Raw genomic sequence first — 22068 nt, 5'->3', positions numbered from 1 at the left:
CGCGGTGTATGAAGTTTCAACTAAAAAGTGGGGATCCGTGACCGGTCTCACATCCCGTCGGTCCGGGCGGTCAGCCCTGCTCGGCGGACTGCTCGCCCTCGGACGCCAGCGCCGCGTCGAGCCGCGCCCGCGCGCCGTCCAGCCAGCGGCGGCACACCTTCGCCAGCGCCTCGCCCCGCTCCCACAGGGCCAGTGATTCCTCCAGCGACGTACCACCGGCCTCCAGGCGGCGGACGACGTCGATCAGCTCGTCCCGCGCCTGCTCGTACCCCAGGGCGTCGTCCCCGGCCCCCTGGACACCCTCGTTCTCGGCCATCGCACCCGTCTTCGCCATGTCCCCCAGCCTATGCGGGCGGTGTGACGGCGGGGGGCGTGGCAATGGCCCGCACCGTGAACTCACCCTCCGCGACCCGGGCCCGCAGCTCCTCCTCCGGCGTCACCTCGCCGGCGGCGCGCACCACCGAGCCGTCCGCGTGCTGGAGCACCGCGTAGCCGCGCCGCAGGGTCGCCGCCGGGGACAGCGCGACCACGCGCGCCCGGGTGTGCGCCAACTCGGAGTCCGCACGGTCCAGCAGATGCCCGAGCGTGCGCCGGCCCCGGTCCGCGAGCGCGGAGATCTGCTGCTCCCGCTCGTCCACCATCCGCTGCGGCCGCTCCATGCACGGCCGCGCCCGCGCCGCCGCGAGGCCGCGCTCCTCGCGGTCCAGGTGCGCCGTCACGCAGCGCAGCGCGCGCTCGCGCAGCTGCCCGACCCGGGCCAGCTCCTCACCCACGTCCGGCACGACCCGCTTCGCCGCGTCGGTGGGCGTGGAGGCGCGCAGATCCGCGACGAGATCGAGCAGCGGCGAGTCCGGCTCATGGCCGATCGCCGACACCAGCGGCGTACGGCACGCGGCCACGGTCCGTACGAGCTGCTCGTCCGAGAACGGCAGCAGGTCCTCCACGCTGCCGCCGCCGCGGGCCACGATGATCACATCCACGTCCGGCGCGGCGTCCAGCTCCTCGATCGCCGCCACGACGCCCGGCACGGCGTGCACGCCCTGCACGGGGACGTTGCGCACCTCGAACCGCACGGCGGGCCAGCGGTGCCGGGCGTTCTCCAGCACATCGCGCTCGGCGGCGGAGGCCCGGCCGCAGACCAGCCCGATGAGCTGCGGCAGGAACGGCAGCGGCCGCTTGCGGTCGGCGGCGAACAGCCCCTCCGCGGCCAGGGACTTCTTCAACTGCTCCAGCCGCGCCAGCAGCTCCCCGACCCCGACCGGCTTGATCTCGGCCGCCCGCAGCGACAGCGAGCCGCGCGGCGCGTACCACTCCGGCTTGGCGTGCACGACGACGCGCGCGCCCTCCGAGACGACGTCGGCGACCTGGTCGAAGACGGCCCGGTAGCAGGTGACGGACAGGGAGATGTCGTGCGAGGGGTCACGCAGCGTCAAGAACACGACCCCCGCGCCGGGCCGCCTCGACAGCTGGGTGATCTGCCCCTCCACCCACACGGCGCCCAGCCGGTCGATCCAGCCGCCGATCAGCCGGGACACCTGACCGACGGGGATCGGGGCCTCGGGGGACGTGTTGAGAGCCATGGGGTCGAGCGTAGACGCCGTGCGGCGTGCTGCGGGAGTCCGGGCCGTGGCCCCCTGCGGCGTCGTTTCCCGCATTCGGCGGTGGTGAGGGTCCGGGCCCTCACGTCGGTCGGCCTGCGGCGCCTGCGCCCCCGGGTGGGGAAGGGTCGGGCGCCCGGGTGGGGAAGGGCCGGGCGCCCGGCACGTCCGACGTCTCATGGAGTCAGTCGCGCCGTAGCGTCTGCGCGCCCAGCACGCCCAGGCCGGCGGCCAGCCAGATCGCGCCGACGACCTGGGCCGTGGCCGCCGCCTCGACGATGACCGCGATCGTCACCACCAGCCCCAGCAGCGGCAGCACCACATGCCGCACAGGGCGGGGCGCCCCGTCCCGCTTGTGGACCGCGAAATAGCCGATCACCGACAGGTGCAGCAGCGCGAACGCGACCAGCGCGCCCACGTCCACCACCGACACCAGCCGGTCCAGCCCGTCGTCCCGCCGGGCGGCCCACACCGCCGCCACCAGCGTCACCGCCGCCGCGGCCAGCAGCGCGAGGCGCGGCACCCCCGACCCGCGGTCCACCTTCGCCAGGAGGTTCGGCAGCCGCCGGTCGCGGGCCATGGCGAACAGCAGCCGGCCGGCCGCCGCCTGGCCCGCCAGCGCGGCGAAGGCCGCGCCGATCGCCTTGCTGACGGCCACCAGGTCGTGCAGCCACGTCCCGGTGGCCGAGTCGACCGTGTCGTAGAAGGCCGAGCCCTGGTTCTCCGGCTTCGCCGCCAGCTCCGCCGGCGACATCGGCGCGAGCAGCGAGGCGAGGTACGTCTGCGCGACGAACAGCACGCCCGCCACCACCAGACACGTCAGCACCGCCCGGGCCACCCGCTCCGAACCACCCGTCGCCTCCTCCGCGAAGGAGGCGATCGCGTCGAAGCCCAGATAGGAGAGCACCGCGACCGACACCGCCCCCAGCACTGCCGTCATGGCGAAACCGCCCTCGCCCACCAGCGGCGACAGCCAGCCCCGCCGCGCCCCGTCCTGGGCCAGCGCGACGACCGCCGCGACCAGGAAGACCAGCAGCACGACGATCTCCATGGCCAGCACCAGGAAGCCGACCAGCGCCGCGGCCCGTACGCCCGACAGGTTCAGCGCGGTCGTCACGACCACGGCGATCGCCGTCCACACCCACTGATGGACGCCCGGCACGAGCGCGTGCATCGCGATCCCGGAGAAGAGATACGCGACCGCCGGGATCAGTAGATAGTCCAGCATCGCCATCCACCCGGCGACGAACCCCGCACTCTCGCCGAGCCCCAGGCGCGCGTACGTGAACACCGACCCCGCCTGCGGGGCGACCCGCACCATCTGCGCGTACGAGAACGCCGTGAAGGCCATCGCGGCCGTCGCCACGAGATAGACCAGCGCGACGGCCCCGTGCGACTTCGCGTCCAGCGTGCCGAAGACGCCGACCGGCGCCATGGGGGCGATGAACAGCAGGCCGTAGACGACGAGGTCCCGGAAGGACAGCGTCCGGCGGAGCGTGCCGTCGTCGGCCGGGGGTGGTGCGGACATGGAGGCCCCCTCGCTGGTGCGGCGGATCGTTCCTCCAGCTTCGGCCACCACGCCGGTCCGGCCGGCCGGGACGCGCCGGTGGGCCGGGCCCGTACGATGGTCGGCATGACTGCTACGCCCGCCCGTAAGGTCCTGCTCGCCGCCCCCCGTGGCTACTGCGCGGGCGTCGACCGCGCCGTGATCGCCGTCGAGAAGGCTCTTGAGCAGTACGGTGCGCCGGTCTATGTGCGCCACGAGATCGTCCACAACAAATACGTGGTCAAGACCCTCGAGAAGAAGGGCGCCATCTTCGTCGAGGAGACGGCCGAGGTGCCCGAGGGCAACATCGTGATCTTCTCGGCGCACGGTGTCGCGCCGGTCGTCCACGACGAGGCCGCCCGCGGCAAGCTGGCCACGATCGACGCCACGTGCCCGCTGGTCACCAAGGTCCACAAGGAAGCCGTCCGCTTCGCCAACGAGGACTACGACATCCTCCTCATCGGCCACGAGGGCCACGAGGAGGTCATCGGCACCAGCGGCGAGGCCCCGGACCACATCCAGCTCGTCGACGGCCCCAAGGACGTCGCCAACGTGGAGGTCCGCGACGAGTCCAAGGTCGTCTGGCTCTCCCAGACCACCCTCTCCGTCGACGAGACGATGGAGACCGTGGACGCGCTGAAGACCAAGTTCCCGCAGCTCATCAGCCCCCCCAGCGACGACATCTGCTACGCCACGCAGAACCGTCAGACCGCGGTCAAGCAGATGGGCGCGGACGCCGACCTCGTGATCGTCGTCGGCTCCAAGAACTCCTCCAACTCGGTCCGTCTCGTCGAGGTCGCCCTCGGCGCCGGCGCCCGCGCCGCCCACCTGGTGGACTTCGCCGACGAGATCGACGAGGCGTGGCTGGAGGGCGTGAGCACGGTCGGTGTGACCTCCGGCGCGTCGGTGCCCGAGATCCTCGTCGAGGGCGTCCTGGAGTGGCTCGCCGAGCGCGGCTACGCCGACGTCGAGGTCATCACGGCCGCCAAGGAGTCCATCACCTTCTCGCTGCCCAAGGAGCTGCGCCGGGACCTGCGGGCCGAGGCCGCGGAGCTGTCGGCGGAGGCGTCCGAGGCGTCCGGGACCGCCTGAGCCGACCGCCCGGGCCGTACGAGGGGTGTCGCGCGGCGGCACCCCTTAGCGTGGTCGTCATGGACGTATTCGGCGTGGACATCGGCGGATCGGGCATCAAGGGCGCACCGGTCGATCTCGCCCGGGGCGAGCTGGCGGAGGAGCGCTTCAAGGTCCTCACCCCCCATCCGGCGACCCCGGACGCGGTGGCGGACTGCGTCCGCGAGGTCGTGGAGCACTTCGGCTGGTCCGGCGGCCCGATCGGGGCGACCTTCCCCGGTGTGGTCGTCGGCGGGACGACGCGCACGGCCGCGAACGTCTCCAAGGCGTGGGTGAACCGGGACGCGGCGGCCCTGCTGGGCGAGCGGCTCGGGGCGCCGGTGACGCTGCTGAACGACGCGGACGCCGCCGGAATCGCCGAAATGCACTACGGAGCGGGCCGCGGCCGCAAGGGCACGGTCATCGTCCTCACCTTCGGCACGGGCATCGGCAGCGCGGTGTTCATCGACGGCAGGCTCGTGCCCAACACGGAGCTGGGCCATCTGGAGCTGAGCGGTCACGACGCGGAGAAGCGCGCCTCGACGCGGGCCAAGGAGGACAAGGACCTGAGCTGGGAGCGCTGGGCCAAGCGGGTCGAGAAGTACCTGCTGCACGTGGAGGGGCTCTTCTCGCCCGAGCTGTTCGTGATCGGCGGCGGCGTCAGCCGCAAGGCGGACAAGTTCCTGCCGCTGGTCAAGGGGGTCAGCGCGGAGATCGTTCCCGCCCGGCTGGAGAACAGCGCGGGGATCGTGGGAGCCGCGATGGCCGCTTCCGCTGCCGGTTCCGCTCCCGCCTTCGCGCTCTGATCAGCGCGATCCTGCGGACGAGGGCGATCAGCGCGGCCAGCAGGGTGCCGGCGTAGAGCCACCCGGCGTTCAGCGACAGCAGGGTGATCAGCCCCATGAGCTGGGACCCGAAGCCGTCCCCGCCACCGCTGATCGGCACCCCGCCGACGGCGTACGCGATGGGCGCGCTGATCGGCGCGGTGATGAGGTCGGCGGGCCGTACCCACAGCGCGCAGGCCACGCTGCCGATGATGAAGAACACGCCGTAGACGGCGGGGGAGCCGTCCAGCAGCGCCGAGTCCGCCGCGCCGATCGCCAGCATCCCCAGCGCGGTGAGCAGCCCGCTGCCGAGCCCCGTCAGCCGGGCCGCGGGCATCCGCTCCAGCGCCTGCCGCAGCGGCGGCAGCCCGGGCCCGGGCCCCGCCCGGTAGACCGTCGCGCGCTCGCCCTGTCCTACGGGGGCAGCGGGGCGCGGCACGGGGGGCGTGCGGCGGACCTTGCGCTGCGGGGTACGTGTGCTGGGTTGCTCCACCCGACCAAAGTAGGTCGAGAAGCGGGAGGAATCCGGCGTTGGACACGCGCTTTGAGCCACCTTGCCCAAGCGTTCGAAGGACTGCCCGTTCGGGGCGGGGTCGTGGCGCGGACCCGTAGACTGGTTGACCGGCCCCGCCCGGGGGCCGGGACCCTTTACACCATTCCCGGACGACGCACGGCAACCGCCGCCCGCGTCGCTACGGGAATCTCGCTACGGGAAGTCGCCACGTGTCGCTCACGATCGGAATCGTCGGCCTGCCGAATGTCGGCAAGTCGACCCTGTTCAACGCCCTGACCAAGAACGACGTACTGGCGGCCAACTACCCGTTCGCCACCATCGAGCCCAACGTCGGCGTCGTCGGTGTCCCCGACCCCCGTCTGCAGAAGCTCGCGGAGATCTTCGGCTCGCAGAAGATCCTCCCCGCCACGGTCGACTTCGTCGACATCGCGGGCATCGTGCGCGGCGCCTCCGAGGGCGAGGGCCTGGGCAACAAGTTCCTCGCGAACATCCGTGAGTCCGACGCGATCTGCCAGGTCATCCGTGCCTTCAAGGACGAGAACGTCGTCCACGTCGACGGCAAGGTCTCGCCCAAGGACGACATCGAGACCATCAACACCGAGCTGATCCTCGCGGACCTCCAGTCGGTGGAGAAGGCCGTCCCGCGCCTGACCAAGGAGTCCCGTCTCCAGAAGGAGAAGGTCGCGGTCCTGGCCGCCGTGGAGGAGGCCAAGGGCATCCTGGAGTCCGGCCAGACGCTCTTCTCGGCGGGCATCACCAAGGGCACCGAGCGCGGCGACCTGCTGCACGAGCTGCACCTGCTGACCACCAAGCCGTTCCTCTACGTCTTCAACGTCGACGAGGACGAGCTGGTCGACGAGGACTTCAAGAACGAGCAGCGCGCCCTGGTCGCCCCGGCCGAGGCGATCTTCCTCAACGCGAAGATCGAGTCCGAGCTGATCGAGCTGGACGACGACGAGGCGCTGGAGCTCCTGCAGTCCATGGGCCAGGAGGAGCCCGGCCTGGCCACCCTCGGCCGCGTCGGCTTCGACACCCTGGGCCTGCAGACCTACCTGACGGCCGGCCCGAAGGAAACCCGCGCCTGGACGATCAAGAAGGGCGCCACGGCCCCCGAGGCGGCCGGTGTCATTCACACCGACTTCCAGAAGGGCTTCATCAAGGCCGAGGTCATCTCCTTCGAGGACCTGGTCGCCACCGGCTCCGTCGCCGACGCCCGCGCGGCCGGCAAGGCCCGCATGGAGGGCAAGGAGTACGTGATGGCCGACGGCGACGTGGTGGAGTTCCGCTTCAACGTGTAGCGATATTCGTACTGTGCGTTAACTAATTAGTCAAACGTGCAGGCCAGGGAGGGTTGGGCTCCGTCGAGTCCGACCCTTTCTGTATTCCTGTGCTGACTTGGTGCTGACTTGGAATCGTGGTGTCAGGCCGACTGGCCCGGTGCCAGCTTGTCCAGATCGAGGCTGATCTCGAACGGCAGGGATCGCTGGAGCGCGTGGCGGAAGATTCCCGCCGGCGCGTACGAGCTGGTCGGCTCGTCGAGCTCGTAGATGTGCACGGCTGGGACGGTGTCCTCGTCCTCGATACACCAGTAGTGCCGGATGCCAGCCTCGGCGTACTTACGAAGCTTGACGGTCCGGTCGCGGTGGGCAGATTCCGGCGAGACGACCTCGACGACGAGCTGGACATCTTCGGGAGCGAACCAGGTGCAGTCAGGGTCGTACGGGGCCGTGGTCACCACGAGGTCCGGTTCCGGGCGGTTTCGGGCATCGAGACGAATGGTCATCTCCCGGCCGACTTTGAAGCCCGCTGGGGCCTGCGCCCTGAGAGCCAACGTGAGGTCGGTGACGATCTCTCCGTGCCACCAGCGCTGGGGCGACATCATGAATACGAGGGCTCCGTCGATCAGCTCGGTGTGGCGCGGCGCTTCCGGGAGGCGGTCCAAGTCCTCCGCGAACCAGCCTTCCGCGCGCGGCGGGCGCATCCAGTCGGGCAGTGCGGTCATGGCTTCACGGTAGCGGCCCGCAGCTCAGGCTGGGGAGCAGACGATCTCAGCCGGATGGTTTCCGGCAACATTCCACGCTGCGACCAGCCACCTGCCTAGCATCCGGTCATGAGCGACTCATCGGTTCAGATCGCCACGGTGGTCATTTCCGTGGCGGCTCTCGTCTTCTCCACGACGGCCGCGTTCTGGTCTCTCGTCTACAACCGGCGTCAGGCGAGGGCGGTTGCCGAGGTCAACGCCCTCACGGAGAGGGCCCAACGCGAGCAGGCGGAACCGTACGTCATCGTCGACATCAGGCCCCGCATCCCTGGTTCGTCATTGCTTGTGCTGGTGATCGAGAACATCGGCCAGACGCTGGCCCGCAACGTGCGCATCTCTGTGAGTCCTCCGCTCCAGACCACTCTGAGTGCCGAGCGGGCCGAGACCCTCAACCGTGCTGTTGGTCGGCGCATCGCGACCCTTCCCCCCAAGCGCCGCATCCCCTTCGTCATGGATGTGGGCCATCAACTCTTCTCCTCGGAACTGCCCAAGGTGTACGAGTTCCAGGTTGACGCGGACGGCCCCTTCGGCCGTGTGGGCACGCTGACCTACACAGTGGATCTTGAGGCTCTGAGGGATAGCGCCCTTGAGACCGACTCGGTGGAGTGGAGTGTGCATCAGGTCGCCAAACACTTTGGGGAGACCGCGAAAGCGCTGGGGCGACAGGCGCGGTCGCTTGAGGAGTTGAGTCAGCAGATTCAGCGGGGTGTTGAACGGCAGGACTCGGAACGCAGGTCGGACGCCGACGTTTCCGACTCGGTGGAACCCGCCCTCCCTGAGATCCCCATGGCGCCGTTGAGTGACGATGGCGATCCGGCGTAACGGTCGGTCGTACTCCCGTGCTGATTCTGTGCTGACTTGAGCCTCGCAGAACCAAGTTTCCGCAGGTGGGAGCGCTGTCATGGGTGTTCCGCTTCAACGTCTGATCGCGAACGCATACGTCGGAAGGGGCCGCGCTCTCGGGAGCGCGGCCCCTTCTCGCGTCGATTCACACGCCCTTGCGCGGCGTGAGCTTGTCGAGATCGAGGCCGATCTCGAAAGGCAGTTCACGCTGTAGGGCGTGGCGGAAGATCCCGGCCGGGGCGTAGGCCCCCGTCGGCTCGTCCAGCTCGTACACGTGGACGACAGGTGCGCCGTCCTCGTCCTCGATGCACCAGTAGTGGGGGATCCCGGCTTGCGCGTATTTGCGCAGCTTGACCGTGCGGTCGCGGTGCGCGGACTCGGGCGAGACCACTTCGACCACGAGCTGCACGTCCTTCGGTGCGAACCATGTGCGGTCAGGGTCGTAAGGGGTTGTGGCCACCAGGAGGTCGGGCTCGGGGCGGTTGCGCTCGTCGAGCCGGATGGTCATCTCCCGGCCGACTTCGAGTCCTTCCGGTGCCTGCTCCATGAGGGCGACGGTGAGCATGGTGACAAGGCGGCTGTGCCATGCCCGCTGCGGCGACAGCATGAAGACGAGGGCTCCGTCGATCAGCTCGGTGTGGCGGGGGGCTTCCGGCAGGCGGTCCAGATCTTCCGCGAGCCATCCCTCGGGACGGGGCGGGATCATCCAGTCGGGCAGGGCGGTCATGTCTCAACCCTAGAGATCCGGCTTGGTTCGGGGCACGAGACGGCCCGGATCGGAACGAACTTCCCTCGCCCGTTGCCTGCCCGTGCTGGTCCTGTGCTGACTTCGTCCGGCCCGGGCCTTCCGCCGCAACGTGTGATCAGGAAGGCGCACCGGCCAGGACTTCCACCTTGCCGGTGTCGAGCGAGTAGTAGGCGCCGACCACGGCAAGGGCGCCCTTTTTCACGAGTGGGGCCAGGTCGTCGTTGGAGCGCAGGTCGGCCGCGGTCAGCTCGACCTGGGCGCGGGCCATGGTCTCGACCGGGTCGGCACCGCCGTCCCGGACCGCCTGCTCGTACGCCGGCTGCAGAGCCTTGACGATCGCCTGCAGGTTGCCGGGCAGCGGCTTGTCGTCCCGGAGGGACTTGTACGCCGCCGCGACGGCGCCGCAACGCTGATGCCCGAGGACGACGATGAGCGGAGTGCCGCTCGTCATGGGCCCGTACTCCACGGACCCCGTGACCACCGGGCCGATCGCCTCGCCGCCCGTGCGCATCACGTAGAGGTCACCCAGCCCGGTGTCGAAGAGGAGCTCGGGCGGCACGCGGGAGTCGATGCACGAGAGGATCGACCCGAAGGGTTTCTGCTCCTGCGCCACGAACTGGCGCCGGTTCGGATCCCGGTCGGGATGCTGAAGGTCTCCGCTCACCCAGCGCTCGTTGCCGTCCATCAGTCTCGCGAACGCCGCGCCGGGCGTGGTCGGCTGTGCTTCCGGCGGAGCGGTGGTCGCCGACGGCGCGGCGCTCGTCGATGAGCACCCCGCGAGCGCGGCCGTGGCGAGCCCGAGTCCGCCGGCGAGGAGAGCTCTGCGATCGGGATGTCCTGCTCTGTCCATCGGTCGATCCCCTGAGGTCCGCGAGTCCACTGAGACGCGTGCGTACGTCAGGCGATTGTTCAGCGCGATGGGGGACGCCGACGGCAGGCGCGAGCGGGCGTGGCCTTCTTTGACACCGACGGCCCACGGAACCGACTCGGACGGCGGCTTGAGCGCCTGGCCCTGGGCATGCCGGCGCGCCGCTCACGTGCCGCGCAGGAGCGTGTCGAGGTCGATACCGATGTCGAAGGGCACGGGGCGCTTCAGGGTGCCTCGGAAGATACCGGCCGGGGCGTACTGTCGGGTCGGCCCGTCGAGCTCGTAGACATGGACGACGGGCGCGCCCTCCACTTCCTCGACGCGCCAGTAGTGCGGGATGCCGGCCTCGGCGTACTTCCGCAGCTTGACCGTGCGGTCACGGTGCGCGGACTCGGGTGAGACGACCTCGACGGCGAGCACGACGTCGGCTGCCGCGTACCACGTCCGGTCCGGGATGAACGGGGCGGAGGGATCCGTCGATCAGTTCGGTGTGGCGGGGCGCGTTCGGGAGTTCGTCCAGGTCCTCCGCGAACCATCCCTCGGGGCGGGGCGGCTGCATCCAGTCGGGCAGGGCGGTGCTGTCCGTGCTGGTTCTCTGCCGACTTGGCCGGACGCCGTGCGCTCGCCGGAGAGCGCAGCAGATACGAGCCTTCGCACATGACGCCGCCGGGCGTCGGGGGCAAGCGGATCGCCGCCTCGGCGGGAACCCGGTTTCGCCTCGCAGGGGGACGCCGACGGGGCGTAGCGTTGAAGAGTACGGGGCATCCGGGCCGGACCCGTGAAGTCCAGCGGTCACAGGCATGAGCGGGTGAGCCGATGACTGACGAGTTGCGCCTCTACCTTCGCGAGGACGGCGCGGACACGGAGTATCTGAACAGCCTGGCCGGATATTTGCGGCAGGAACTCCTTCAGCTCGACGTGGCGGACGTGACCCCGTTGTCCACGGGGGCCGCGCCACAGGGTGCACGGGCCTTCGATGCCGCGGCTGCCGGCGGTCTGTTGGTGAGCCTGGGGCAGTCCGCCGTGATGCTCCAGTCGGTCGTGAGCGCTGTGAGCCAATGGCTGAGTCGCAGCCGGGGCGTCTCGCGGACCGTGCGGGTGGAACTCGGTGACGACGTTCTGGAACTTTCCGACGTGTCGGCTGCCGACCGGGAGAGGCTGGTGGAACTGTTCGTCAGCCGGAACGTCAGCACCGGAGGCTGACCATGGACGGTAAGCGACTTGCCTTGATCGTCGCCAATGACACGTACGAGGATGGGGGCCTGGAACAACTCAGGTCGCCTTCCCAGGACGCCCTCGCCCTGGGCCAGGTACTCGGAGATCCACGAATCGGCGACTTCGACGTACAGGTGGTGCAAAACCAGCCCGCTCACGTCACCGAGGAGAAGATCGAGGGCTTCTTGAGCGAAGGCGGTATCGCCGACCTCCTTCTCCTGCACTTCTCCTGCCACGGACTGAAGAACCAGTCCGGAAAGCTGTACTTCGCCGCCTCCAACACCCGCATGAACAGGCTGGCCGCCTCGGGGATATCCGCCGAGTTCGTGCAGCAGTGCATGGGGGAGAGCCGCTCGCGCAGCGTCGTCCTGTTCCTGGACTGCTGTTACGCGGGCGCTTTTTCCCAGGGCGCCCATGTCCGGGCGGCGGGTGACATGCACGTGCTCGATGCGTTCGACGACCTCGGTGGCGGACGTGGCCGGGCAGTCATCACCGCCACCGACGCGATGGGGTACTCCTTCGAGGGGGGCCGGCTCGAGGATGACGCGGAGCCGGAGCCCTCGGTCTTCACCAGTGCCCTGGTGGAGGCGCTCGAGACGGGTAAGGCAGACCGTGACGAGGACGGCCGCATATCGCTGAACGAGCTCTACGAATACGTCTTCGACCAGGTTCGTGCGCGCAATCCGAGTCAGACCCCGCACCGGAAGTTCGATTTGCAGGGCGATGTGGTCGTCGCCCGCAGCCAACGGCGCCGGGTTCGCCCTGAACCGATCCCGGCCGCCCTGCGGGAGGCACTGACCGACTCCAACATGTTCACCCGTCTCGGGGCGGTCGCGGAGCTGAGAGAACGATTGTGGAGTCAGGATCTCGGCATTGCCGTCGGAGCTCACGAGGCATTGCTGGCTACCGTCCGCACCGACATCCGGACGGTGTCCGAGGCGGCCTCGCGGGCACTGGACGAGGTGACGACAAACCCTGAGACATGGGTCGACTTCGGGACCGTGGCCCAGCACGCGCCCAAGCCGTCCAAGACCGTTCCCGTCGGGGAGCCTCCGATCGCATGCAGTGGCGTGCCGGAGTCGTCGGACAGCTGGTTGCGTGCCACCGAGTCGCCGGACGGGACCGAGATCTCCGTGGATACCTCACGTAGGGGATCGTTCCAGGGCGAAGTCACCTTGAGAGGCCCCACAGGCGAAGCCGTCATCCACGTGGCCGCGGAGGTGACCGACCAGCCAGTGGACGAGCCGGCCCCCGAGCCGGGCACCCCCGAGCCGGCACCTGACCGGCGGTCGCATCGCGGGCCGGACCCCGAGGAGATCCCGCGGCCGGGTCGGCCGTCGGACGCCCGCGCAGCCGCCCCGGCAGCCCCCGCGCAGCCGCCGGCGCACTCGCAGGCCAAGCTGGCCCTGGGGCTGGCTCTGGGGGCGCTCCCGCTCAGCTTGTTCCTCGCGATCGGCGTGATCCCCGCCGTCTTCGCCCTCAAGCAGGCGCGATCCTCCGACGCGGCGATCAACGCCTCGCCCGGCGCATACGGGGGGCGAGGTCTCAACACTGCCGCCAGAGTGATCGCCTGGGTGGCGATCGGCTTGGGTCTGCTGTTCCTTCCGTTCACGATCCAAGAGCTCCTCAGAGGGTCTGTCTAGAAGGTTGCCCCGCCCCGCGGGCTAGAAGGTTGCCCCGCCCCGCGGGCGGTCACGCTCCGTATTCGGGCGTTCCGTGGGGTATGAGGGGATGTGCCCCGGGGCAGTGCTGCGCGCATGTGCGCGCGTCGCCCGATCACGCGCCGCTGAGCTGCAATTCACCACATCTAGTGAATCCTTGGCCTTGAGTTGCGGATCGCAACCATCGGTTGCCAAGCTGTTGCGGACTGTCAACTTGATGGGAGTGGACGTGGCCTTCGGTGACCAGCCCGCATATCTCCGCGTCGCCGGTGATCTTCGCCAGAAGATCGTCGCAGGCGAGTTGCCGCCGCATACCCGACTCCCCTCCCAGGCGCGCATCCGCGAGCAGTACGGCGTCTCGGACACCGTCGCCCTGGAGGCCCGCAAGGTGCTGATGGCCGAGGGGCTGGTCGAGGGCCGGTCAGGGTCGGGGACGTATGTGCGGGAGCAGCCCGTGCCGCGGGCTCTCGTGCGGACGGGGTACCGGTCGGTGGGGGATTCCACGCCGTTCCGGCAGGAGCAGGCCGACGACCGGGTCAAGGGGACCTGGGAATCGCGCAGTGAGCAGGTGGCGGCCGGTGCCGAGGTGGCGCGGCGGCTGCGGATCGAGGTCGGTGACCGGGTGATGCGGACCGACTACCTCTTCCGGGCCGGGGGTGAGCCGGCCATGCTCTCCACCTCCTGGGAGCCGCTGGCCGTCACCGGGCGGACGCCGGTGATGCTGCCCGAGGAGGGGCCGCTGGCCGGCAAGGGGGTGGTCGAGCGGATGGCCGCCATCGATCTGATCGTGGACAACGTCACCGAGGAGGTCAGTGCGCGCCCCGGGCTGGCCGAGGAGGCGCTGGCGCTCGGCGGGGTGCCCGGTCACTGCGTGCTGGTCGTCTCGCGCACGTATCTCGCCGGGGGCTGTCCGGTCGAGACGGCGGACGTGGTCATGCTCGCCGAGCGGCACCGGGTCGCCTACCACCTGCCGGTGAAGTGAAGATGACGTGAAAGTGAAGCGACCGTCTCGGTAGCGATTCGATGGCGGCAGTGGTGAGTTGACGTCCGGAAATGTGCCCTACGTCGGCTTGTGTCAGCAGAAGAGTATGTGCACTTTGATCCACCTTGTCCTGATTCGGCAAGGTGGATCTTTGTGTTGCAAACCTCACATACGCCCAGGTCAGAGCGTTTTTGCGGAACGGACCGCGCCAATTCGCTCGTACGATGGCGCGGTTTGTGTCGTGCCGTGGGGGAGTAGAAAGAAAAGGAGATCCGGGGCTTGAGTACCGAACAGGGTTCCCACTCGAATTACCGCCGGAGCTTGGGCACGGCGGCCCTGACGGCCGTCGGTCTCGGGTCGATCATCGGCTCCGGGTGGCTCTTCGGAGCCGAGCGCGCCGCCGCGCTGGCCGGTCCGGCCGCGATCCTCGCCTGGGTCATCGGCGCCGTCGTGGCGCTGACCATCGCCCTCACCTACACCGAGCTCGGCTCGATGTTCCCGAAGGCCGGCGGCATGGTGCGGTTCGGCCAGTACTCGCACGGCTCGCTGGCCGGGTACATGGCCGCCTGGGCCAACTGGATCGCCATCGTCTCCGTCATTCCCGGCGAGGCGACCGCGTCCATCCAGTACATGAGCTCGTGGGACTTCGACTGGGCCGAGGGCCTGTTCGACGGCAAGGAGCTCACCGGCACCGGTCTGGCGTGCGCCAGCGTCCTGGTGGTCTTCTACTTCTTCCTGAACTGGTTCGCGATCACGCTGTTCGCCAAGACGAACAACGCGATCACCGTGTTCAAGGTCGTCGTGCCGGTGCTCACGGCGGGCGCGCTGATCTTCGCCCACTTCGACACCAGCAACGTCACCGACCACGGCGGGTTCGCCCCGAACGGCTGGAGCGCCGTCTTCAGCGCCGTCGCCGTCGCGGGCATCGTCTGGGCCTTCAACGGCTTCCAGTCGCCGCTGAACATGGCCGCCGAGGCCCGTAACCCGGGCAAGTCGCTGCCGAAGGCCGTCATCGGCTCCATCCTGATCGCCCTGGTGATCTACATCGCCCTCCAGGTCGCGTTCCTGATGGCCGTCCCGGCCCAGGACCTCACCGCGGCCGGCGGCTGGAACGCGCTGGGCTACAAGTCCCCGCTCGCGGACCTCTCCATCGCCTGGGGCCTGAACTGGCTCGCGATGCTGCTGTACGTGGACGCCTTCATCTCCCCGTCCGGCACCGGCATGATCTACGCGGCCACCACCTCGCGCATGATCAACGGCGTCCAGGAGAACGGCCACCTGCCCAAGGTCTTCGGCAAGGTCGACCCCAAGACCGGTGTGCCGAAGCCGGCCCTGCTGCTCAACCTGGTGATCTCGTTCATCTTCCTGGCCGTCTTCCGCGGCTGGGGCTCGATCGCCGAGATCGTCGGTGTCGCCACGGTCATCTCGTACATCACCGGCCCCGTCGCCGTGATGTCGCTGCGCCGCATCGCGCCCGGCATGAAGCGCCCGGTCAAGCTGAAGGCCATGCCGGTCATCGCGCCCGTCGCGATGATCTTCGGCTCCCTGGTCATGTACTGGGCGCGCTGGCCGCTGACGGGCAAGGTCATCTTCATCATGGCCATCGGTCTGCCGATCTGGGCCTGGTACGAGCTGCGCAAGCCGTGGGCCGAGCTGAAGCCGCACCTCCAGGCCGGCGCCTGGATGGTCACCTACCTGCTGGTCATGGCCTTCGTGTCCTGGGCCGGCGGCACCGAGTTCGGCGGCAAGGGCTACCTCGCCCAGGGCTGGGACATCGTCGTGGTCATCCTGATCGCCCTCGCCTTCTACCTGTGGGGCGTGCGCAGCGCCTGGCGCAACCCCACCCTGGTGCAGGTCGAGAAGGAGATGACGGCCATCGCCGAGGCCGAGGAGCGCGAAGAGGCGGAACTCGCCAAGGCGGCCGAGAAGGAGGCGGCGAAGGCGTAGCCTTCCCGTTGACCGAACGCTGATTTGGCCACCCACGGACGCCCGTGGGTGGCCAAATGCGTACCTCTTCGTGAAAACCCGTATCCGCTGCGTAAAGGTCGGGCGTACGCTCGGGCATATGCGGACTGCGGTTTCTTCGGAAGGCGCCGACGGGCGTACGCCGGTGTGCGACGCCACAGCGGAAGGGCGGGGCGATGAATGAGACTGGACCGGTCCTGCCCTGGCTGGTGATCCGCCAGGACGAGAACGGCAACCGCTATCGCGTCGGCCGCTACGCCACGAAGACCGAGGCCGAGAAGGTGGCCGACCGGCTGGACACCCACGGTCACCCCCAGCTCTACATAGTGGAGCGCGTGGGGCGGGCGGTCTCCTGAGAGCCCGTCGCGCGCGGTCTCCCGGACAGCGCGCGTGGTCCCGCGGCACATAGGCTCCGCCCATGACGACGGTACGTGTGGTGGTGGGTGGAGCGGTCTTCGACCGGGGGCGGCTGCTCGCCGCGCGGCGCAGCGCCCCGCCCGAGCTGGCAGGCCGCTGGGAGCTGCCCGGCGGCAAGCTCGAGCCCGGCGAGAGCGCCCGGCAGGCGCTCGTCCGGGAGCTGCGCGAGGAGCTCGGCGTCGAGGTCGAGCCGCTCGCGCGCATCGACGGTGAGTGGCCGCTGAAGCCGCCGTACGTGCTGCACGTCTGGACGGCCCGGCTGCTGGCCGGGGAGGTCCGCCCGCTCCAGGACCACGACGAGCTGCGCTGGCTCACCCCGGACCGGGTGGACGAGGTCGACTGGCTGGAGGCGGACCGCCCCGCGGTGGCCGCCGCCGCACGGCTGCTCTCCGCTGGAGTGACCGATTCCGATACGCCATCCGTGCCACAGGAGACGGTCCGGGACCACTGAGGAAGATAGTCAGACCCCATATCCGGGTATGTGCTGATTATTCTCCCCTAATCCGGGCATACCGGTGGGGTCGCAGCGGTCTGGGAAGTGGTCGGCGTGAGCGACAGCGCAGGGACCTTGGCATCCACGCCTGGATTCGCCGAATGGAGCTTCCCCGCGGAGCCGGGCGCCGTACGGACCGCCCGCACCCTGGTGCGCGACACGCTTGAGGAGTGGGGGATGGCGGGCGTCACCGATGTGACGGTCCTGCTGGTCAGCGAGCTGGTCACCAATTCCCTGCGGTACGCGAGCGGCCCGATCGGCGTACGGATGTACTCGCACGCGGGCCCGGTCCTCCTCGTCGAGGTCTCCGACCCGGTGCCCGACCCGCCCCGCGAGCGCGTTGCCGAACCCGACGACGAGGGGGGCCGCGGACTGCAACTGGTGGCCCTCGCCTCGCGCCGCTGGGGGACCCGTCGCGGGAATACCGGCAAAACGGTGTGGTTCGAGCTGGGCTTGCCCGGTTAGGAACCCGGGGAGGAGACATAGCGGGTTGAGACCGTGCTGTGATCGTGAAGTCCGTGTTCCGAAGGGCCCCTGTGCTGGATACTCGGCCTTCTGATGCCGGTGCGAGCACATGAGCCGGAGGGGACGGGCACGTGAGCGAAAAGCCAGCGGGTACGGCGGGAACGCCGGGGGGATCGGATGTCGCGGCGATGTGGCAGAACAGTCCGCCCGGATCCCTCTACGACTACATTCGCGTGGCGTCCTTCTCCCTCGGGCCCGACGGGCGGATCGAGCAGTGGAGCGAGCGCGCGGCGGAGCTCTTCGGCATAGAAGCCCGGCAGGCCGTCGGCAAGGACCCCCTCGAGGTGTTCGCCCCCGCCGTCCCGGGTCAACGGTCCGAACCCACCGCCCCCTTCCTGGGCGAAGGCGGCCTCGACGGCCGTGAGTGGACCGGCCTCGTCCCCTACCGGCGCGACGGCCACGAGCAGGGCCTCGCTGAGATCTACGTGATGCCCACCGAGAACGAGCGCGGTGAGCGCGCCGCGCTCTGTGTGGCCGTTGATGTACGGGCCCTGAGGGCGATAGAGACCGACATCGCCGCGTCGGAGGCCGTTTTCGGCCAATCTCCCCTCGGCTTCTTCTTCTTCGGTACGGATTTGACGCTCCTTCGGGTCAACGAGAGCTTTGCCCAGACCTTCGGCCGCCCGGCCGGTTGGCACCGCGGCCGCACTCCGCACGACTTCCTGCCCCGCAACGAGGCCGACCGGCTGACCTCCGCGCTGCGCCAAGTCCTCGACAGCGGCAAGCCGGTGTCGGACATTCAGCTCGTCGGGCCCGTGCCCGGGCGCAGTGAGCGCCGCCGCTGGTCCGTGTCGCTGTACCGGCTGCACAGTGGCAGCGGGCGGCCGATCGGGGTGGCCGCGCTGGCCACGGACGTCACCGGCCGCCGCCGCGCGGAGCGCGAGGCCGCGGGGGTCCGCCGGAACCTGGCGCTGCTCAACGAGGCGGGCGCGCGGATCGGCAACTCCCTTGACCTGGAGGTCACGGCGCGGGAGCTCCTCGACGTCGCCGTCCCGCAGTTCTGCGACCTGGCCTCCGTCGACCTCTACCAAGGCCTGCTCGTCGGCGACGAGGCGCCGCCCGGCCTCGCCGACGGCAGCGGCGAGTTGCGGCGCGTCGCGTACGCCAGCGCGGTGTCCGGGGCGCCGGTCGACGGGACCGACAAGCCCATCCAGGTCGGCGAGGTGCACCGCTACCCCTTCCAGTCGCCGTGCGCCGCGGCGCTGCGGACCGCACACGTCCAGACCGTTCCGCGCCGGGAGAGCGAGGAAGGGCCGGAGCTGGGGGCGGTCGTGCAGTCGACCCTGGCCGTGCCGATGGTCGCCCGGGACACGGTCGTGGGGCTGGTGCAGTTCGCCCGGACGAAGGGCAGCGAGCCGTTCGGCGAGCGCGACACCGCACTGGCCGTGGAGCTGGCGGCGCGCGCCGCGGTCTGCATCGACAACGCCTGGTTGTACCGGCGCGAGCACGAGCGTGCGCTGATCCTCCAGCGCAGCCTGCTGCCGCCCGGCGCCCCGGAGGCGGCGGGGCTGGAGATCGCTGCCCGCTACCTCCCCGGCAACACGGCCACCGAGGTGGGTGGCGACTGGTTCGACGTCATCGAGCTGCCCGGGCACCGCACGGCCCTCGTCGTCGGCGACGTCATGGGACGCGGCCTGCGGGCCGCCGTCGCCATGGGCGAGCTGCGGACGGCCGTACGGACCCTCGCCATGCTCGACCTGGAGCCCGCCGAGGTGCTCTCCGCGCTGGACGAGATCGCCCACGGTCTGGGCACGCCCGGCGGCAAGCAGTCCGCCTCGCGCGGGGTGCGGGGCAGCGTGCGGGCCGCGGACCTCTCCGAGGTGTATCTGGCGACGTGCGTCTACGCCGTGTACGACCCGGTGACCCGGCGGGCCACGGTCGCCAACGCCGGGCACCTGCCGCCGGTGCTGGTCGAGGCGGGCCGGCCAGCCCGGCTGCTGGACGTCCTGCCGGGCATGCCGCTCGGCGTCGGGGGCGAGCCGTTCGAGGAGACCGAGATCGAGCTGCCGGACGGCGCGCTGCTCGCCCTCTACACCGACGGCCTGGTCGAGTCCCGTGACCACCCCCTCGACGAGGGGCTCCAGGCCTTCCGCGACGCCCTCACGGACCCGGCCCGCCCGCTGGAGGAGGTCTGCGACCACGTGCTGAGCGCGCTGGACACCCACCACGGCGAGGACGACATCGCGCTCCTCATGGCGCGGCTGCGCGGGCTGCCCGAGACCCATGTGGGCGACTGGACGCTCCCGCCCGAGGCCCGCTCGGTGGCGCGGGCGCGCGAGATGGCCCGCGACCAGCTGCAGGCATGGGACATGGCGGACCTGGTGGACACCACCGAGCTGCTGGTCAGCGAGCTGGTCACGAACGCCCTGCGGTACGGGGAGGGGGAGATCCGCCTCCGGCTGCTCCTGGACCGCACCCTGGTGTGCGAGGTGTGGGACGGCGGTCTCGTCCAGCCGCGCCGCCGCCGGGCCCGCGACACGGACGAGGGCGGCCGGGGCCTCCAGCTCGTCGGCCTCCTCAGCGCGGCCTGGGGCAGCCGCCGCACCCCGATCGGCAAGACGGTCTGGTTCGAACTCGCCCTGCCGGACGGCGACTCCCCGCCGCCGGACGCGGTGGAGGCACTGCTGAGCCTGTACTGAGGGCGGCGCCCGGCCTCGGTGACGCGCGAGACGGCGCCGGTGCGGGTGCGCCGCCGCGCTACCCCGCCGCCGCGCTACCCCGCCAGCCGTCCCCGGGTGGCCCCGCCGCCGAAGGACGCGGGGAGGAGGCCCGCGAGGATGATGCCGCCGAGGAGGGCGCCGCCCAGGGCGCGGGTGGGGCGGGGGGTCGCCGGGTCGTAGGGGGTGCCGTAGCTGCCGACGTCGTGTTCGGCGAGGGCACGGGCCTGACGGGCCAGGGAGTCCGCCTCCCCCGTCTCGCGCAGGGCGGCGGGCCCGGCCGTCCCCGCCAGTGACTCGGCCAGGGCCAGATGGCGCTCGGCCTCGGCCAGCCGGGTGCGGGCGCGGCTGCCGATCGCGCCCCGGTGGGTGCTGATGAAGTCCCGTGCCGCCGCGACCTCGCCGCGCGTCGCCGGCATCGCCCGCGCGAGCCGCGCCCGTCGGCGCTGCTCGCTGCGGCCCGGCGGCATCCCGGAGACCGCGTCGAGCAGCGCCGCCGACTCCTCGACCCGGCGCAGCAGGACCCCGGGGTCGTAGCGCCCGGTCGCCATCTCCCGTTCCGCCTCGGCCAGCACCTCGGTGGCCCGTGCGGTCCGCCGGTCGAGGTCCGCCGCCCCGCCCGGGGCCGACACGGCCTTGGCGTCGGCCAGGGCGGCGCTGAGCCGAGCGGTCGCCCCGGTGAGTTCGTTGGCACGGCGCAGCACGGCGGTGGCGAGGGTGCGGGCCTGGGACAGGGCGGCCTCGGCCGCCCGCAGGGAGATGGCCGCCCGGTCGGCGTCACGGTCGGCCAGGGCCCCGCGGGCCTCGGCGAGGGCGGCGGTGGCGAAGGCGAGGCGGTCACGGGCCTCGGCGGGGTGGCGGGCGACGGTGTCGATCGCGCTGCCGACGCAGCGGTGGACGAGGACGGCGAGCGCGGCCTCGGCGGCGTCGAGGCGGCGCGGGAGCGCCTTGGCGGCGGCCTCGGCCCGGGCCAGTATCCCGGCGCCGTTGACCCTGATGGCGCGCAGCCGGTCGAAGGCCTCGGACTCGGCGTCGAGGCGCCGGTTGGCGCTGGTGCAGCGGGAGCAGATCTCGTCCAGCGCGTGGCGGCGGAGCTCCTCGTCCTCGTACGGGTTGTCGTCCAGCCACTGCTGCAGCCGGAAGGCGTCGGCCAGCTCACCCCGTGCGTAGGCCACGGCCTCGGCGAACGGCCGGGTCACCGCGACACCCAATTGGGCCCTGGCGAAGAGGAGTTCCTCGGCGCTGGTGCGGACCGCGTCGTCCGTCCCGACGAGGTTCCGCGCGGCCTCCGCGTCCAGCTCGGGGAGGGACGTCAGCGGTTGGGCCATTCGGGCGAGGCCGGGCGGGGTGCTGGTGGCGATGACCGGGGGCCGGCGGGCGGCTCGGCGGCGGCCCGCGCGCCGGGCGCAGAGGTACAGGCCGGCCAGGCAGGCCCCGGCGGCCAGGGCCGTCGGCAGCCACACCCGGCCCTGGCCGGGCACGAGGCCGCCGCCGGGGTCGCTGTTGCCGGGGACGACGACGGGCGTCCGCACCCGCTCTCCGCGCAGGACGGCCCGGTAGCCGTCCGCGGCGCCGATGGCGGCGCCCGCCCAGTCGTGGCCCTTGACTGCGGGGGCGATGGCGGTGTCGGCGACCTCGGAGAGCTGGTCCTGGCGGAAGCCGGAGTCCGTGGCGGCCGAGACGGCATAGCGGCGCACATGGGTACCGACGGCGAGCAGCACGTCGCGCGGGCCGAGGCCGTTGCGGTCGGCGGTGGCGTCCGCCCAGTCGTGGCCGTCGCGGCCGGAGAAGTCGCGCACGTAGGTCACGTACAGCCGCATCCGGTGCTCGGCGTGCAGCCGGTCCAGGGCGGCCTCGACCTGGTGGCGGCGCTGCCCGAGGGCGCCGACGGTGTCGGTGATCCGCCCCGAGGAGTCCAGGTCGAGGGGCGTGTCGGCGCGGGCGGACGCCATCGGCGGGAGCAGCAGGGCGCACAGCGCGAGGAGGGCACCGACGACGGCCCAGCCTGCCGCCCTCGGCCCGTCCCGCCTCGAAAGCTGCGTCACATTTCGGAGCGTATGA

General features: G+C 70.9%; 20 protein-coding genes and 1 pseudogene. 12 read left to right on the top strand and 9 right to left on the bottom strand.

What is annotated here, in order from left to right:
- Window positions 1–70 precede the first annotated feature (70 nt).
- The 3 genes from FHS38_RS10335 to FHS38_RS10325 all read right to left on the bottom strand — a co-directional run bounded on the left by FHS38_RS10335 (window position 71) and on the right by FHS38_RS10325 (window position 3126).
- Window positions 71–334, bottom strand: coding sequence for an exodeoxyribonuclease VII small subunit (locus FHS38_RS10335; RefSeq protein ID WP_184733072.1), 264 nt, complete (start codon window positions 332–334; stop codon window positions 71–73).
- 10 nt (window positions 335–344) lie between these two features.
- Window positions 345–1580 (bottom strand): exodeoxyribonuclease VII large subunit, encoded by a 1236-nt coding sequence (gene xseA, locus FHS38_RS10330; RefSeq protein WP_184733070.1) that lies wholly within the window; start codon window positions 1578–1580, stop codon window positions 345–347.
- Window positions 1581–1782: 202 nt separating this feature from the next.
- Window positions 1783–3126 (bottom strand): APC family permease, encoded by a 1344-nt coding sequence (locus tag FHS38_RS10325; RefSeq protein ID WP_184733069.1) that lies wholly within the window; start codon window positions 3124–3126, stop codon window positions 1783–1785.
- 96 nt (window positions 3127–3222) lie between these two features.
- Here FHS38_RS10325 and FHS38_RS10320 point away from each other — a divergent pair, with 96 nt between their 5' ends.
- Both FHS38_RS10320 and ppgK read left to right on the top strand, forming a co-directional pair.
- Window positions 3223–4236: a 4-hydroxy-3-methylbut-2-enyl diphosphate reductase gene (locus FHS38_RS10320; RefSeq protein ID WP_184733397.1), complete on the top strand. Its 1014-nt coding sequence runs from the start codon at window positions 3223–3225 to the stop codon at window positions 4234–4236.
- 59 nt (window positions 4237–4295) lie between these two features.
- Window positions 4296–5060, top strand: coding sequence for a polyphosphate--glucose phosphotransferase (gene ppgK / locus FHS38_RS10315; RefSeq protein WP_184733067.1), 765 nt, complete (start codon window positions 4296–4298; stop codon window positions 5058–5060).
- Here ppgK and FHS38_RS10310 read toward each other — a convergent pair.
- Window positions 4957–5571, bottom strand: coding sequence for a DUF6542 domain-containing protein (locus FHS38_RS10310; RefSeq protein WP_184733065.1), 615 nt, complete (start codon window positions 5569–5571; stop codon window positions 4957–4959). The two genes, ppgK and FHS38_RS10310, sit on opposite strands and share 104 nt — an antisense overlap.
- Before the next feature lie 230 nt (window positions 5572–5801).
- Between FHS38_RS10310 and ychF the strand changes: the two genes are divergently transcribed.
- Complete coding sequence (gene ychF / locus FHS38_RS10305; RefSeq protein ID WP_184733063.1) at window positions 5802–6890, top strand: redox-regulated ATPase YchF; 1089 nt, start codon at window positions 5802–5804, stop codon at window positions 6888–6890.
- 122 nt (window positions 6891–7012) lie between these two features.
- Here the strand turns inward: ychF and FHS38_RS10300 are convergent, their stop codons facing one another.
- Window positions 7013–7594: a Uma2 family endonuclease gene (locus FHS38_RS10300; RefSeq protein ID WP_184733061.1), complete on the bottom strand. Its 582-nt coding sequence runs from the start codon at window positions 7592–7594 to the stop codon at window positions 7013–7015.
- Between the two features lie 108 nt (window positions 7595–7702).
- On the opposite strand from FHS38_RS10300, the gene FHS38_RS10295 reads away from it, so the two are divergent.
- Complete coding sequence (locus FHS38_RS10295; protein ID WP_184733059.1) at window positions 7703–8455, top strand: DUF8453 domain-containing protein; 753 nt, start codon at window positions 7703–7705, stop codon at window positions 8453–8455.
- A gap of 166 nt (window positions 8456–8621) precedes the next feature.
- Here FHS38_RS10295 and FHS38_RS10290 read toward each other — a convergent pair whose 3' ends face one another.
- From FHS38_RS10290 to FHS38_RS10280, 3 genes and pseudogenes are all read right to left on the bottom strand, one after another.
- Window positions 8622–9203, bottom strand: coding sequence for a Uma2 family endonuclease (locus FHS38_RS10290; RefSeq protein WP_184733057.1), 582 nt, complete (start codon window positions 9201–9203; stop codon window positions 8622–8624).
- Window positions 9204–9339: 136 nt separating this feature from the next.
- Window positions 9340–10074 (bottom strand): carbonic anhydrase, encoded by a 735-nt coding sequence (locus FHS38_RS10285; RefSeq protein WP_184733055.1) that lies wholly within the window; start codon window positions 10072–10074, stop codon window positions 9340–9342.
- A gap of 183 nt (window positions 10075–10257) precedes the next feature.
- Window positions 10258–10651, bottom strand: a pseudogene (locus FHS38_RS10280) (Uma2 family endonuclease).
- Window positions 10652–10908: 257 nt separating this feature from the next.
- On the opposite strand from FHS38_RS10280, the gene FHS38_RS10275 reads away from it, so the two are divergent.
- From FHS38_RS10275 to FHS38_RS10240, 8 genes are all read left to right on the top strand, one after another.
- Complete coding sequence (locus FHS38_RS10275; protein ID WP_221494763.1) at window positions 10909–11295, top strand: hypothetical protein; 387 nt, start codon at window positions 10909–10911, stop codon at window positions 11293–11295.
- A gap of 2 nt (window positions 11296–11297) precedes the next feature.
- Window positions 11298–12950, top strand: a complete 1653-nt coding sequence (locus FHS38_RS10270) for a caspase family protein (protein ID WP_184733053.1) — start codon at window positions 11298–11300, stop codon at window positions 12948–12950.
- A gap of 247 nt (window positions 12951–13197) precedes the next feature.
- A complete protein-coding gene (locus FHS38_RS10265; protein ID WP_184733395.1) occupies window positions 13198–13950 on the top strand; it encodes a GntR family transcriptional regulator in 753 nt (250 codons plus the stop codon).
- 279 nt (window positions 13951–14229) lie between these two features.
- Entirely contained in the window at window positions 14230–15897 is a 1668-nt protein-coding gene (locus tag FHS38_RS10260) for an APC family permease (RefSeq protein ID WP_184733051.1), read from the top strand.
- Between the two features lie 194 nt (window positions 15898–16091).
- Window positions 16092–16271 carry an SPOR domain-containing protein gene (locus FHS38_RS10255; RefSeq protein WP_130879686.1) on the top strand — a complete coding sequence of 60 codons (180 nt, stop codon included), beginning with the start codon at window positions 16092–16094 and terminating at the stop codon, window positions 16269–16271.
- Window positions 16272–16333: 62 nt separating this feature from the next.
- On the top strand, window positions 16334–16783 hold the full coding sequence (locus FHS38_RS10250; RefSeq protein WP_184733049.1) for a (deoxy)nucleoside triphosphate pyrophosphohydrolase: 450 nt from the start codon (window positions 16334–16336) through the stop codon (window positions 16781–16783).
- Between the two features lie 87 nt (window positions 16784–16870).
- A complete protein-coding gene (locus FHS38_RS10245; RefSeq protein WP_184733047.1) occupies window positions 16871–17290 on the top strand; it encodes an ATP-binding protein in 420 nt (139 codons plus the stop codon).
- 188 nt (window positions 17291–17478) lie between these two features.
- Window positions 17479–19989, top strand: coding sequence for a SpoIIE family protein phosphatase (locus FHS38_RS10240; RefSeq protein ID WP_184733045.1), 2511 nt, complete (start codon window positions 17479–17481; stop codon window positions 19987–19989).
- Window positions 19990–20063: 74 nt separating this feature from the next.
- Here the strand turns inward: FHS38_RS10240 and FHS38_RS10235 are convergent, their stop codons facing one another.
- On the bottom strand, window positions 20064–22052 hold the full coding sequence (locus tag FHS38_RS10235) for a TPM domain-containing protein (protein ID WP_311775272.1): 1989 nt from the start codon (window positions 22050–22052) through the stop codon (window positions 20064–20066).
- Between the last annotated feature and the right edge of the window lie 16 nt (window positions 22053–22068).

Source organism: Streptomyces netropsis, from assembly GCF_014203545.1.
Classification (GTDB): domain Bacteria; phylum Actinomycetota; class Actinomycetes; order Streptomycetales; family Streptomycetaceae; genus Streptomyces; species Streptomyces netropsis.
The sequence above is the reverse complement of the archived record's forward strand: the minus strand, read 5'-3'. Positions and strand labels throughout refer to the sequence as shown.

Excerpts from the sequence above, each read along its gene's own strand:
- ppgK (WP_184733067.1), top strand. The coding sequence starts at position 4,296 with ATGGACGTATTCGGCGTGGACATCGGCGGATCGGGCATCAAGGGCGCA.
- FHS38_RS10240 (WP_184733045.1), top strand. The coding sequence starts at position 17,479 with ATGTGGCAGAACAGTCCGCCCGGATCCCTCTACGACTACATTCGCGTG.
- FHS38_RS10275 (WP_221494763.1), top strand. The coding sequence starts at position 10,909 with ATGACTGACGAGTTGCGCCTCTACCTTCGCGAGGACGGCGCGGACACG.
- xseA (WP_184733070.1), bottom strand. The coding sequence starts at position 1,580 with ATGGCTCTCAACACGTCCCCCGAGGCCCCGATCCCCGTCGGTCAGGTG.
- FHS38_RS10325 (WP_184733069.1), bottom strand. The coding sequence starts at position 3,126 with ATGTCCGCACCACCCCCGGCCGACGACGGCACGCTCCGCCGGACGCTG.
- FHS38_RS10300 (WP_184733061.1), bottom strand. The coding sequence starts at position 7,594 with ATGACCGCACTGCCCGACTGGATGCGCCCGCCGCGCGCGGAAGGCTGG.
- FHS38_RS10285 (WP_184733055.1), bottom strand. The coding sequence starts at position 10,074 with ATGGACAGAGCAGGACATCCCGATCGCAGAGCTCTCCTCGCCGGCGGA.
- FHS38_RS10295 (WP_184733059.1), top strand. The coding sequence starts at position 7,703 with ATGAGCGACTCATCGGTTCAGATCGCCACGGTGGTCATTTCCGTGGCG.
- FHS38_RS10290 (WP_184733057.1), bottom strand. The coding sequence starts at position 9,203 with ATGACCGCCCTGCCCGACTGGATGATCCCGCCCCGTCCCGAGGGATGG.
- FHS38_RS10250 (WP_184733049.1), top strand. The coding sequence starts at position 16,334 with ATGACGACGGTACGTGTGGTGGTGGGTGGAGCGGTCTTCGACCGGGGG.
- FHS38_RS10270 (WP_184733053.1), top strand. The coding sequence starts at position 11,298 with ATGGACGGTAAGCGACTTGCCTTGATCGTCGCCAATGACACGTACGAG.
- FHS38_RS10255 (WP_130879686.1), top strand. The coding sequence starts at position 16,092 with ATGAATGAGACTGGACCGGTCCTGCCCTGGCTGGTGATCCGCCAGGAC.
- FHS38_RS10335 (WP_184733072.1), bottom strand. The coding sequence starts at position 334 with ATGGCGAAGACGGGTGCGATGGCCGAGAACGAGGGTGTCCAGGGGGCC.
- FHS38_RS10320 (WP_184733397.1), top strand. The coding sequence starts at position 3,223 with ATGGTCGGCATGACTGCTACGCCCGCCCGTAAGGTCCTGCTCGCCGCC.